Origin of the sequence: Caulobacter sp. AP07, assembly GCF_000281955.1 — a bacterium.
GTDB lineage: Bacteria > Pseudomonadota > Alphaproteobacteria > Caulobacterales > Caulobacteraceae > Caulobacter.
Map to the genome: position 1 here is coordinate 26137 of NZ_AKKF01000032.1, position 13589 is coordinate 39725.

9 protein-coding genes are annotated in these 13589 nt (G+C 69.2%); 4 read left to right on the plus strand and 5 right to left on the minus strand.

The features are described 5' to 3' along the window. Positions 1-8: 8 nt before the first annotated feature. The gene (rpsJ, locus tag PMI01_RS02905) at positions 9-317 is read right to left on the minus strand and encodes a 30S ribosomal protein S10 (RefSeq protein WP_004616952.1); all 309 of its coding nucleotides are present in this window, start codon (positions 315-317) and stop codon (positions 9-11) included. 644 nt (positions 318-961) lie between these two features. Here rpsJ and PMI01_RS02910 point away from each other — a divergent pair. Next, on the plus strand, positions 962-1723 hold the full coding sequence (locus PMI01_RS02910; protein WP_007662774.1) for an outer membrane beta-barrel protein: 762 nt from the start codon (positions 962-964) through the stop codon (positions 1721-1723). A 113-nt stretch (positions 1724-1836) separates the two neighbouring features. Here PMI01_RS02910 and PMI01_RS02915 read toward each other — a convergent pair whose 3' ends face one another. From PMI01_RS02915 to fdhD, 4 genes are all read right to left on the minus strand, one after another. Continuing rightward, complete coding sequence (locus PMI01_RS02915) at positions 1837-2676, minus strand: GIN domain-containing protein (protein ID WP_007662776.1); 840 nt, start codon at positions 2674-2676, stop codon at positions 1837-1839. Positions 2677-2796: 120 nt separating this feature from the next. Beyond that, on the minus strand, positions 2797-3963 hold the full coding sequence (locus PMI01_RS02920) for a GNAT family N-acetyltransferase (RefSeq protein ID WP_007662778.1): 1167 nt from the start codon (positions 3961-3963) through the stop codon (positions 2797-2799). 60 nt (positions 3964-4023) lie between these two features. Next, on the minus strand, positions 4024-6333 hold the full coding sequence (locus tag PMI01_RS02925) for an FdhF/YdeP family oxidoreductase (protein WP_007662780.1): 2310 nt from the start codon (positions 6331-6333) through the stop codon (positions 4024-4026). Then, a complete protein-coding gene (gene fdhD, locus PMI01_RS02930; protein ID WP_007662782.1) occupies positions 6333-7163 on the minus strand; it encodes a formate dehydrogenase accessory sulfurtransferase FdhD in 831 nt (276 codons plus the stop codon). Before fdhD ends, PMI01_RS02925 begins: the two co-directional genes overlap by 1 nt. 358 nt (positions 7164-7521) lie before the next feature. Between fdhD and PMI01_RS02935 the strand changes: the two genes are divergently transcribed. The 3 genes from PMI01_RS02935 (at position 7522) to PMI01_RS02945 (ending at position 13436) form a co-directional block, all read left to right on the plus strand. Continuing rightward, positions 7522-10395, plus strand: coding sequence for a TonB-dependent receptor domain-containing protein (locus tag PMI01_RS02935; protein WP_238536994.1), 2874 nt, complete (start codon positions 7522-7524; stop codon positions 10393-10395). Between the two features lie 148 nt (positions 10396-10543). Continuing rightward, positions 10544-12208: an FAD-dependent oxidoreductase gene (locus PMI01_RS02940; RefSeq protein WP_007662786.1), complete on the plus strand. Its 1665-nt coding sequence runs from the start codon at positions 10544-10546 to the stop codon at positions 12206-12208. Between the two features lie 79 nt (positions 12209-12287). Further along, positions 12288-13436 carry a serine hydrolase domain-containing protein gene (locus tag PMI01_RS02945; RefSeq protein ID WP_007662787.1) on the plus strand — a complete coding sequence of 383 codons (1149 nt, stop codon included), beginning with the start codon at positions 12288-12290 and terminating at the stop codon, positions 13434-13436. Positions 13437-13589 lie beyond the last annotated feature (153 nt).

Sequence of the window (13589 nt, forward strand, 5' to 3'; positions counted from 1 at the left end):
GGCTCTCCTTACAGCTTGATTTCGACGTCGACGCCGGCCGACAGGTCGAGCTTCATCAGCGCGTCCACGGTCTGCGGGGTCGGATCAACGATGTCGAGGACGCGCTTGTGCGTACGGATCTCGAACTGCTCGCGCGACTTCTTGTCGACGTGCGGCGAGCGGTTGACGGTGAATTTCTCGATAAGCGTGGGCAGGGGGATGGGACCCCGCACCGTCGCACCCGTGCGCTTGGCCGTATTGACGATCTCGCGCGTGGAATGATCCAACACGCGGTGATCGAAGGCCTTGAGCCGGATGCGGATGTTCTGACGATCCATATCGCTCGGTTTCCTAGTGGGCTGCGCCCGCGTCTCGAACCATTTCAAAGACCAACCCGGAACCCCTCCGAAGAGAGACTCCGCACGCAGCGTCCGCAAAACAAATTGGCCCCGGCGGTCACCCGCAAGGGCCGGTGACTGAAGACTGCGCCCCAAAAGGCGCGATCGGCAGTCGTTCGCGAACCGCGTCTAAGCCCGAAAGCTCACAGCCGGTCCAACAGAAGGGGGCTTTTACGTGCCGAATCCCATTTCGTCAAGCGCTTCGGGAGACGGTTTCGGAGGGAGCCAAGACCCCCTGCCCTCTGCTGGTTTCGCGCGCCTTTCTTACGGGGACGCGCAACGGAAATCCACGCCATCCCCTTCCGTCTCCCCGGCGACGACGCGAATGCGTTCACAAACCAGCGTTGGGTCAAAGATGCCCCTTATCGGCGATCGATAAGGCATGAACGTGCATGCGCACGCGATAGGAATCCCGGTCCGTTTCCGCAAGTGTCATAAAACTGCATCAATCCGCCGCCGTCGGTCGGGCCACGGGTTGTGGACCCGGACGAAGCTCCATAAATCCGCCGCTCCTCGACGGACCGGCGGCCCTCCCCAAACGACCGCCTGCCGATCGAGGCCACACAGTAAGGGGATTACCCACTATGAAGACCCAACTCTTTGCCGCCGCCGCCGTCCTGGCGATGGCCGTTTCGGCTCCCGCCTTCGCCCAGAACATCGGTTCGGTCGGCGCCGCCGTGAACTACAGCGACGTGAAGGCCACCGGCTTCGACGCCGACGGCACCTCGGTGAAGGTCGACGGCAACGTCGCCATCCCGACCGGCGCCTGGACCGTGACCCTGAACGGCGCCGTCTCGGTCAACGACAACGACATCAGCGACGAAACCGTCGCTTCGACCGCCGCTCACCTGACCACCAAGGTCGGTGACAGCTGGCGCGTCGGCGGCTTCGCCGCCCTGTCGCGTCCGTCGAACGACACCCTGTGGGCCGTCGGTGGCGAAGCCAGCAAGTACTTCGACCGCGTCACCCTGAACGGCCTGGTCGCCTACGGCCAAGCCAACGACCTGGACGCCGACCTGTACGCCGTGCGCGGCGAAGCCCGCTACTTCGTCTCGGACGACTTCCGTCTGGACGCCGGCGCCGGCTACTCCAAGCTGGATGGCAAGGCCAACAACGAAGCCGACATCTGGGACGTCAATGTCGGCGGCGAATACAAGTTCGCCAACACCGGCTGGTCGACCTTCGGCAAGTACACCCACACCGAGTCGAAGGACCTCGCGGACCTGAACTCGGAGGCCGTTAAGGTCGGCTTCCGCTACACCTTCGGCGGCAGCCTGAAGGCCCGCGACGCGGCCGGCGCCGACCTGATCGACGCCGACACCCTGTTCGGCCTCGGCATCCGCTAAACGGAAGCCGTTCGCCCTCGGCGGACAACGGAACGCCCCGGAGCCTCAGGCTCCGGGGCGTTTCACTTTATATATAGAGAGAGCGACGTTCGACGGTCGCTGGGCGACCGGCCCTAGCGGCCGATGATCACGTCGCCCGAGCCGGCCACCGACTTCTTGACCGCGCCGGTGACCTTGGCGATGCGCACGTCGCCCGAGCCGGCCACCGACACCTCGACATCATTGGCCACGCCGCCGAAGTCGACCCCGCCCGACCCCATGATGCTGACCTCGACCTCGCGCGAGCTGCCGCCGGCGACGGCGACGTCGCCCGAACCGGCGATGGCGACCTCGAGCTTGCCGGTCACGCTGGCCGCGGTGACGTCGCCGGAGCCGGCGATCGAGACGTTCAGGTCGCCCGCGATCTCCTGGGTGTGGACGCCGCCCGAGCCGGCGATGTTGATCTCGGTCGATCCGGCCGACCCGGCCTTGGTGTCGCCCGAACCGGCCTGGTTCAGCTCGAACCGGCCCTTGACGTTGCCGACCGTCCAATCGCCGCAGCCGGCGTTGCTCAGCTCCAGCGCGTCGGTGCGGCCGACGCTGCCGAACACTGCGCCGGCGGCGCCGATCTCGACGTCGAGCGGCGTGCGGATCACGATCTGCGGAATGTCCTCCCACTTCACGTCGCCGACCCCGCGCACATGGACGGTGGTCTTGCCCATGACGCTGTTGCAGCCGTTGATGCGGTTGCGCCGCAGGCCGCCGTCGATGGTGGTCTGCGAGCCGGTCTGGCGAATCTCCAGGGGCAGGCTCCGGTTGGTGGTCAGGAACTCGACCTTCACGTCCTTGCGGGCCTCGGGGATCACCACCACCCTGGCGACGGCGTCCTTGATCTTCACGGACGGCTCGGCGGCGGCGGTCCCGGCGAAACCCAGGGCGGCGGCGCCGGCGGCCAGGATCAGAAGTGCGCGCATTGAAATTCCCTCGAACGAAAACCTTGTTGAGGGAAGGCTAGCGACGAGACCGGCGGGAAACGACTTAATTCGAGGTCATGACCCGGATGTCATGATCGTGCCGCAATTGGGGAAAGCCCTTCAGTCGGCCAGGAGGGCCAGGCCCAACCCCAGGCTCACCCCGATGCCCAGGCCCGCCCCGACGCGCGGATGGCGGATGGTCAGGCCCGTGACCAGCGACGAGGCGCCCTTGATCTGGCCGACCAGGCCGGGCTCGCAGGCGGCGATGCGGTCGAACCGGCGGCTCAGGCGGGTCCCGGCGACCCCGATCCGCGCCGCGCCGGGCAGACCCTCGATGCGGGCGCCCAGCGGCGTCCGCGCCGAGACCACGCCTTCCAGCACCGGTTCGGCCGGATCGGCGAAGTCTTCCTTGTAGGCCTCTTCGCTGGGCCCGAAATCGACGCGGGTGATCCCCCGCTCCGCGCAGACCCGCAGGGTCTCCAGGGTCATCAGGGCGCCGGGCGAATATTTGGCGTAGTCGGTGTCGTAGATCGGGAACCACAGGTGATGGCGATCGCCGCCGGTCAGGCCCAGTTCGGCGGCGACCACGACGTCGCCGGCCCGCAACACCGCCAGCCGCAGACCGAAGTCGTCGTCCTCGATGGCGTCCAGGGCCCGCAGCAGGTCGACGGTCCAGCCGCAGGCGAAGATGTCGTGCTGGTGGGTGCGGCGGATCTGGGCGCGCTTCCGGGCGATCACCATGTCCAGCAGGGCCGGCGACGGTCGCTCGAAGGTGAAGCGGATCGCGCCGTGGTCGCGCTCCAGGGTCCGCATCCGCCGGCGCTTGTCCTTCAGGAAGGCGCTGCTGCGCCCGGCGTGGTAGGCCTCCAGGCCGCCCGAGAGATCGGCGATCATCGCATGGCGCGTGTTGAGACCCGGACGGACGCCTTCGCCGATCAGGCCGCTGACCCGCAACCGCCCGCCCCCCAGGGCCAGCACCACCTCGGCCAGGTCGATGCCGGACGCGGGATCGGCGACCAGCCCGTGGAAATCGCTCATCGGCGCGGCCAGCGGCTGCAGGCCCGAGCCCCGCCGCTGGAACGGCAGGAAGCCGATCACCCGGCCGTCGCGACGGATCACCGCCAACCGGCTGCCCGGCGCGATGCGCCCCGCCGCCTCGACATAGCGGAGATCGAAATAGGGGCTTTTCAGATGCGGATGAGCCGCGCGCAACTCGGACCACAGGGCGCGTTCGGCCAGGCCGAGCTCGGCGACCTTGATCGTCTCGACTTCGAAGTCGGCGCCCATTCCCGGAAATTCCTTACTCAACCTTAGGCGCACAGTGGCGGCGAAAGGTTGAGGGACTGTTCAGCTCGCGGACGCCGCCAGCCGCACGGGAACGGACTTGTAGGCCGGGGTTCCGCTGCGCCGGTCGTGGTCCTCCAGGGCCACCAGCACATTGGTCTCCGGATAGTAGGCGGCCAGGCAGCCGCGCGGGATCTCGCGTTCCACCAGGGTGAAACCCCGCACCGCCCGCGCGCCCGTCTCGTCGAAGGCGGCCAGCAGGTCGATGCGGTCGCCGGCCTTCAAGCCCCGCGCGGCGATGTCGGCCGGATGGGCGAACACCACGTCGCGCCGGCCGAACACTCCGCGATAGCGGTCGTTCGCGCCGTAGATGGTGGTGTTGTATTGGTCGTGGCTGCGCAGGGTGGTCAGCAGCATGACCTGCGCGTCGCCGCGCCGGGCGTCCTGGCCATCGTGCTTGTGAAGCAGGAACTGGGCCTTGCCGCTGGGCGTCTTCCACACCCGGTCGGCATGGGGCAGCGGCAGGCGGAAGCCGCCGGGCGTGCGCACGCGCTCATTATAACCAGCGAACGCCTCGGGGAAGACCGCCGCGATCAGGTCGCGGATCCGGTCATAGTCGGCGACCAGCCCCTCCCAGTCGACGATGTCGTCGGGGCCGAACAGCGCCGCCCCGATGCCGGCGACGATCGCCGGTTCCGACTTCAGCTGGTCCGAGGCCGGGGCGTTGAGGCCGCGCGAGGCGTGGACCATCGACATCGAGTCCTCGACCGTCACCGCCTGGCGGCCGCTGGCCTGGACGTCGATCTCGGTCCGCCCCAGGCAGGGCAGCAGCAGGGTTCCCTCGCCGACCAGCAGGTGGGTGCGATTGAGCTTGGTGGCCACGTGCACGGCCAGCCCGACCTTCTCCATGGCCGCGAAGGTGCGCACCGGGTCGGGCGCGGCGACCGCGAAATTGCCGCCCAGGCCGACGAACACCTTGGTTTCGCCCGCCTCCATGGCGGCGATCGCCTCGACCACCGTGTGGCCGTGCGCGCGCGGCGACTTGAAGGCGAACACCCGGTCCATGGCGTCCAGGAACGCCGCCGAGGGCTTCTCCCAGATCCCGACCGTGCGGTCGCCCTGGACGTTGGAATGGCCGCGCAGCGGGCAGATCCCCGCCCCTTCCCGGCCGATATTGCCCTTCAGCAGCAGCAGGTTGACCAGTTGCTGCACGGTGCTGGACGACGAGCGGTGCTGGGTCAGGCCCATGCCGTAGCAGAGGATCGTCGCCTTGGCGCCGGCATAGGCCCGGGCCGCCTCCTCGATCTGGGCGCGCGACAGGCCCGAGCCGGTCTCGATCTCGTCCCAGGTCAGGGCGTCGAGCATGGCGACCAGGGCCTCGAAGCCCTGGGTGTGCTCGGCGATGAAGGCGCGGTCCAGCACGGTGCCCTGGCTCTCGGCGTCCAGGGCCAGCACCGCCTTCATCATGCCCTGCACCGCCAGGGCGTCGCCGCCGACCGTCAGCTGGTAATAGGCCGAGGCGATCGGGGTGGAGGTCAGGGTCGCCATCTCGACCGGGTCCTGCGGCGAGGCGAACTTCTCCAGCGCCCGCTCGCGCAGCGGGTTGAAGGCCAGGATCGTCGCGCCGCGCCTGGAGGCGTCGCGCAGGGTGGACATCATCCGCGGATGGTTGGTGCCGGGGTTGTGGCCAAAGCACAGGATCAGGTCGGCGTGGTCGAAGTCCTCGAGACTGACCGAGCCCTTGCCCACACCCAGGGAGTCCGGCAGGCCGACGCTGGTCGGCTCGTGGCACATGTTGGAGCAGTCGGGGAAATTGTTGGTCCCCACCCGGCGGCCCAGCAGCTGGAACAGGAAGGCCGCCTCGTTCGAGGCCCGGCCCGAGGCGTAGAACTCGGCCTGGTCGGGGTGGTCCATGGCGCGCAGGGCGTCGGCGGTGCGGGCGAAGGCCGCATCCCACGAAATCGGCAGGTAGCGGTCGCTGGCCCGGTCATAGGCCATGGGATGGGTCAGCCGGCCCAGGTCCTCCAGGGCGTGGTCGCTCCAGGTCTTCAGTTCGGTGACGGTGTGGGCGGCCAGAACCTGCGGCGTCGTGCGCTTGCTGGTCGACTCCCAGGCCACCGCCTTGGCCCCGTTCTCGCAGAACTCGAACGACGAGGTGTGCTTGGGGTCGGGCCAGGCGCAGCCGGGGCAGTCGAAGCCCTCCGGTTGGTTGGCGCGCAGCAGGGTTTTGCCGCCCTCGATCACCGTCTCCTGGCCGGTCAGCGCCCCGGCCACCGCCTTCAGCGCGCCCCAGCCGCCAGCGGCCGAGTCGTAGCGGTGGATGCCGGGAATGCCCGCGTTCGCCTTGGCCTCGCCATTTCCATCCGTGGGCATCACGCATACTCCGAAACAGCGTCGAACAGGCGGTCGGCGCGGGTGAACACGGTGTGGCCGTCGGACCGCGCCAGGGCCACCAGGGTGACGCCGGCGGTCTCGGCGCGCTGGATCGCCAGGTCGGTGGGGGCGGAGACGGCCACCAGCATCGAACAGCCCATCCGCGCGGTCTTCTCGACCATTTCGAACGAGCAGCGGCTGGTCACCAGGACAAAGCCGGCCTGGGCGTCAAAGGCAGGGGCGTCCGCGTCCGCGCCGGCCATCGCCCCGGCCAGCTTGTCCAGCGCGTTGTGGCGGCCGACGTCCTCGCGGACCAGGACCAGCGCGCCGTCCGCCGTCGCGAAGGCGGCGGCGTGGGTGGCGCGGGTCAGGCGGCCCAGGGCCTGGGCGTCGTCCAGGGCGTCCACGGCCCGCTGGATCGCCTGGTGCGAGACGCGGGCCCCCTGCCCCACCGTCGGCAAGGGCCGCACGGCGTCGGCCAGGCGCTGCACGCCGCACAGCCCACAGCTGGACCGGCCCTCCAGCGTGCGCGGCCGGGCCTTGCGCTGGATCGCGCCCGGCCGCAGCCGCACGTCGGCCAGCCAGCCCAGCTCGGTTTCCCGGACCTCGACGTCGAGGATGTCGGCCTGGGCGGCGACCGCCTCGGTGATCGTGAAGCCGACGGCCAGGTCCCGCAGGTCGGCGGGCGTGGCCATCAGCACCGTGTGCGGCCGGCCGTCGAACGACAGGCCCACGGCAACTTCGTCGGGGGTCTCGCGAGCGATCGACTCGAGCGGCGCGGCGGAGCGCCACTGCACGGCGGAACGGCGGCTGGCGGGATATTTCGACATGGCCTGAACCTACCCCCGGGGCTGGACGCCCGCCACGTGAAATAGCCGGCCGCACTGTGGCGCTCACGCCACGCCGTCCCTTGATCCCCCAGGTTTCGGACTTCCACCCCGGGGAGCGTTTCGTCGCCGCCACGCGACACCACGAGACGCCGGATAACGGCGGACGTCACCCCTGGCGCAAATCCGATACATTGCAGTTTTTCGAAGAAAATATCCTACTTTTGCGAATTTTTGGCAAACCTTACCTCACAAGCCCGAAATGAAGGGCTCCCATCCCTTTCGTCAGGCGAACCTGATTTCGCCCATTTCTTGCCGCCGCGGCGACGCGTCGGCGATGACGGGGATCACAATGGTTAGAATGCACTACCTGACGGGCGCCTCGGCGCTCGCCTTCATCCTGGCGACGGCCGCCGCGCCGGTGGCCGCCCAGGCCCAGTCCGCCGCCGACGCGTCGGCCAATGTCGAGGAGATCGTGGTCACCGGCTCGCGCATCGCCCGCCGCGACTACGTCTCCAGCAGTCCAATCCTGACCATGGACCAGGCGGCGATCCAGAAGAGCGGTTCGGTGACCGTCGACACCCTGCTCAACCAGATGCCGCAGTTCGTGCCGTCGGTGTCGGCGACCTCGAACAACCCCAGCAATGGCGGCCAGGCCAATATCGAACTGCGCGGCCTGGGAACCGCCCGCTCGCTGGTGCTGCTGGACGGCCACCGGGTGGTCGCCTCCAACTCGGACGGCAGCGTCGACATCAACATCCTGCCCGCCGCCCTGATCCGGAACATCGAGGTGATCACCGGCGGGGCCTCGGCCACCTACGGCTCGGACGCCGTGGCCGGGGTGGTCAATTTCAAGCTCGACCACGGCTTCACCGGCCTGCAGCTCGACGCCCAGTACGGGATCACCGAGCAGGGCGACGGCAAGGAAAGCGCCGTCAGCCTGACCGCCGGCGGCGATTTCGCCGAGGATCGCGGCCATGCCGTGGTGTCGCTCAGCTACACCCAGCGCGGCGAGGTGTTCAACGCCGCCCGCGATTTCGCCGCCGTGTCCGGCGCGTCCTCGACCACGCCCTACGGCCGCTACGACGCCACCGGGACCAACCTGCCGACCCAGGCGGCCGTCGACGCCGTCTTCGCCCAGTACGGCGTCGCCGCCGGCACGGTGAAGGCCGGCGCCAACCTCGGCTTCAACAACGACGGCACGCTGTTCTACAACGGCGTCAACTACACCGGCTCCAAGGCCATCGACTACGCCACCATCCCGGTGAACGGCACGTACAACACCGGCGCGTTGAACCTGCTGCAACTGCCGCTGACCCGCTACTCGGCCTATGGCGAGGCGCAGTACAAGGTCAACGACCACGCCGAGGCCTACGGCTCGTTCAACTACACCCACTATGACTCGCGCACGATCCTGGCGCCCTCGCCCGCCGCCGCCAGCACCGGCTTCACCGTGCCGGTCGGCAATCCGTTCATTCCGGACGACCTGTCGACCCTGCTGGCCAGCCGCGCCGACCCCACGGCCGACTTCCTGCTGCGCAAGCGCTTCACCGACGTCGGCCCACGGATCTCGGCCACCACCTTCAACGTCTTCCAGCTGGCCACCGGCGTGCGCGGCGACACCGGCTTCAAGGACTGGACCTATGACGTCTACGCCTCCTACGGCCGGTCCGAGCAGAACGAGATCCAGTACGGCAACATCAGCCGCTCGGCGGTCCAGACCCTGCTCGACGCCTCGGACGGCGGGGCCAGCCTCTGCACCGGCGGCTACAACCCGTTCGGCCTGAACGCCCTCTCGGACTCCTGCGCCGCCTATATCTCGCGGACCACCAAGAACTGGACGGCGTCGGAACAGCGCGTGGTCGAGGCCAACGTCCAGGGCGGCCTGTTCGACCTGCCGGCCGGCGAGGTACGCGGCGCGTTCGGCGTCGACTACAAGTCCGACAGCTTCTCCTACGTGCCCGACAGCCTGCTCTCGACCGGCGACGTGGTGGGCTTCAACGCCGCCGACGCCATCGACGCCTCCAGCGACGTGGCCGAAATCTACGGCGAGGTGCTGGTTCCGGTGCTCAAGGACCTGCCGTTCATCAGGGCCCTGAACGTCAACCTCGGCTACCGCTATTCCGACTACGAGACGATCGGCGGCGTCTCGGCCTACAAGGTCGAGGGCGACTGGGAGGTGGTCGACGGCGTCCGCCTGCGCGGCGGCTTCCAGCGCGCCGTCCGGGCCCCCAGCCTGGGCGAGCTCTACTCGCCGCAGAACCAGAGCTTCGAATCGATCACCGAGGACCCGTGCGCGATCGACAGCACGGCCCGCGCCGGCTCGAACGCCGCCGCGGTCCGCTCGCTGTGCCTGGCCCAGGGCGTGCCCTCGGCGATCATCGACAGCTACACCTACGCCAACACCCAGGTGGACGCCCTGGTCGGCGGCAACAGCGAGCTGCACGAGGAAACCGCCGACACCTACAGCGTCGGCCTGGTCTGGCGGCCGCGGCTGAGCAACCCGCTGTTCGACCGCCTGTCGCTGGCCATCGACTACTATTCGATCGACATCAAGGACGCGATCGGCACGATCTCGGCCGAGGACGCCCTGCAGAACTGCTATTCGGCGACCGCCAACCCCACCGCCTCGACCAGCAACTACTATTGCGGCCTGTTCACCCGCAGCGCCGCCACCGGCGAGGTCTCGTCGATGAGCTTGGTCAACCTGAACCTGGCGGAATACAAGACCAGCGGCGTCGACTTCCAGGTCGACTGGGGCTTTGGCCTGGGCGCCGTCGGGCTGGACGACAAGTACGGCGCGATCAGCGTCAAGCTGATCGGCAGCTATCTCGACAGTTTCAGGATCCAGAGCCTGCCGGGCGAGGATTTCGTCGAGCTGAAGGGCACGATCGGCAACGACCAGGTCAGCAACACGGCGGTGGCCCATCCGGAATGGAAGCTGGCCACGGCGCTGACCTACACCCTCGGCCCTGTCGATGTGGGTATCAACTGGCGCCACATCGCCGGCATGGACGACTATGCCGACGCTGACAGCTCGGTCCCGGCCGTCGACTATTTCGACCTCAACGGAACCTGGCGGGTGACCGACAAGTACGAGATCCGCGGCGGCGTCACCAACATCGCCAACCAGGATCCGCCGAGCTTCAGCTCCTACGTCCAGGCCAACACCGACCCGTCGACCTACGACGTGCTCGGCCGCCGCTTCTACCTGGCCGTGAAGGCCAAGTTCTAGAGCGCTGGACCAGATTGAACGCGGGCGGCGGATCCGGAAGGGTCCGCCGCCCTTTTTCAGGTCGCCATCGCAACATGACGGCGCGAACGTCCAAATTCCGGCGTTTGGGGAGATGACCTGACGGCGCTCCTGACGCACTCTCTCTTCCATGGCTTCCACCTTCGACACCCGCCGCGATCAGATGTTCCCCAGCCTGACGCCGGAGGAGATCGACCGCGTCCGCCGGTTCGGCGAGGTGGTCCACGCCGAGGCCGGGGCGACGCTGGCCAGGGCCGGCGAGGTCTCGCCCGGCCTGATGGTGATCCTGGACGGCAGGGCCCGGATCAGCCGGCGCGACGCCCATGACGAAAGCCACCTGATCGTCGAGCATGGGCCCGGCCAGTTCATCGGCGAACTGGCCCAGCTGTCGGACCGGGCGTCGCTAGTCGACGTCCACGCCGTGACCGACCTGGAGGCGCTGCGGATCCGGCCCGACCGCCTGCGCGCCGTGCTGGTCGCCGAGGCCGAGCTGGGCGAGCGGATCATGCGGGCCCTGATCCTGCGCCGTGTCTCGCTGATCGAGACCGGGGCCGGCGGCCCGGTGATCATCGGCCGGACCGGCGACGCCGAGGTCATCCGCCTGTCCGGCTTCCTGGCCCGCAACGGCAACCCCTACCAGCACCTGGACCCCGACAGCGTCGACTGCGCCCGGGTGCTGATCGACCGGTTCTCGGTCGACGAGGCCGAGCTGCCGATCGTGCTGTGCCCCGGCGGCCAACTGCTGCGCCATCCCTCCAACGCCGAACTGGCGCGCTGCATCGGCATGGTCGGCAAGCTGGACCCGACCCGGGTCTATGACGTGGCCGTGGTCGGGGCCGGGCCGGCGGGCCTGGCCACCGCCGTCTACGCCGCTTCCGAGGGCCTGTCGGTGCTGGTGCTCGACACCCGGGCGTTCGGCGGCCAGGCCGGAGCCTCGGCGCGCATCGAGAACTATCTGGGTTTTCCCACCGGCGTCTCGGGCATGGCCCTGATGGGCCGGGCCTACAACCAGGCCCAGAAGTTCGGGGCCGACCTGGCCATTCCCGACGAGGTGGCCAGCCTCGACTGCGACAGCGAGTCTCCGGACGGCGTGGGCGGCTACCACCTGCAGCTGGCCAGCGGCGAGACCACCCAGGCCAGGACCGTGGTGATCGCCAGCGGCGCGCGCTACCGGCGGCTGGACGTCTCCAACCTCGACCGCTTCGAGGGCAGCTGCGTCCACTACTGGGCCTCGCCGCTGGAGGCCAAGCTGTGCGCCGGCCAGGAGGTGGCGCTGGTCGGGGCCGGCAATTCGGCCGGCCAGGCGGCGGTCTACCTGGCCAGCCAGGTCGCCAAGGTCTGGCTGGTCATTCGCGGCGAGAGCCTGGCGGCCAGCATGTCGCGCTACCTGATCGAGCGGATCGAGAGCCTGCCCAATATCGAGGTCGTGACCCGCAGCGAGATCTTCGAGCTGGACGGCGACGAGGGCCAGCTGCGGGCCGTGCGCTGGCGCCACGTCAAGACCGGCCAGGAGACCCGGCGCGAGATCAACCACCTGTTCCTGTTCATCGGCGCGGCCCCCAACACCGGCTGGCTGGCCCAGTGCCACGTCGAGCTCGACAACCACGGCTTCGTGCGCACCGGCCCCGACCTGGCGCCCGGCCATCCGGCGCTGCAGACCAGCCGCCACGGGGTGTTCGCGATCGGCGACGTGCGGGCCGGTTCGGTCAAGCGGGTGGCGGCGGCGGTCGGCGAAGGCGCCCAGGTGGTGGCGGCGATCCACGCCTATCTGGCTGAGCCGGTGACGGGGGCCTGACGGCCCCGCGACACGCCCAAGTTTAGCCGTGGTCGCGCTTCAGCTTCCGGTCCGACGATCTGTGGATGGGGGTTTGCGCATGCGCTGGATCTTGATCGCGGGCCTGTGCGCCGGCGCGGCGATCAGCTCGCCCGGCTTCGCGGCCGACTACAGGCCGGTGACCTGCGCCGCCGCCGCGCCCTATGTCGGCCCGCCCGTCCATGCGCCCCTGCCGGATGCGGTCTTCGCGGTTCCGACCGTACCGACCACCCTGTCGGCCGACACGGCGGCGAAGCTCGACGCCGCCTTCGCCAAGGCGCGCGCCGCTACCGGCGCGCCGGCCATGACCGCCGCCGTCAGCCTGGCGGGCGGCGGGAACTGGACCCGGACGGAGGCGACCGCGCCCTCCCCCGCCCCGCTGTTCTACTGGGCCAGCACCGGCAAGGCCTTCACCGCCGTGGTGGTCCTGCAACTGGTCGAGGAAGGCAAGCTGTCGCTGGACGACCCGCTGTCGCGCTGGCGGCCGGACATGCCCAACGCCAAAGCCATCACCATCCGCCACCTGCTCAACCACACCAGCGGCCTGTTCAGCGGCAACGAGGACCTGAGGCTGCGCAAGCAGGGCGGCCCGGTGACGCCGGAGCAGGACTTCAAGGTCTCGGCCTCGCACGGAGCGATGTTCTGCCCGGGCGAGCGCTGGCGCTATTCCAACACCGGCTATGGCCTGCTGGGCCGGATCATCGAGCAGGTCGACGGCGTGCCCTATGACGTGGCGGTGCGCCGGCGGATCGTCAACCGCCTGGGCCTGAAGGACCTGCGCGCCCTGGCCCCCGGCGAGGTTCCGGCCGACGTCGCGCCCCTGGCCCCGTCCGACCCGACCCAGAAGCCGATGATCCTGGCCAACGCCTACGCGGCCGGCGGGATCATCGGGCGACCCGAGGCGATGAACGCCTTCTGGCGCGGCCTGCTGACCGGCGAACTGCTGAAGCCCGAGACGATGCGCGGCCAGTTCGCCACGCTCTATCCGATGTTCGATCCGGGCACGTTCTACGGTCTGGGGGTGATGGTGTTCGACATCCCCGACGGCGACCGCCGCATCCTGTGGCTGGGCCATGCCGGCGGCACGCCCGGCGCGGGGGCGGTGGCGTTCTATGCGCCGGACCGGAAGGCGTTCGTCTCGGTGGCCCTGACCGGCGACGGTTCGGCGGTGGCGACGGCGAACCTGCTGCTGAAGGCGCTGAGGGACTGATCCCGGGCGCGGAGCGACTGACAAGCCCTCCCCCTTTGGGGGAGGCGATCGCGAAGCGATCGGTGGGGGAGTTTTGGGATCGTCGGTCCGGGTTGTAGTCACCGGCCGATCACGCCCCCCCTCCGTCGGCAGCGCCGACACCTCCCCCAGAGG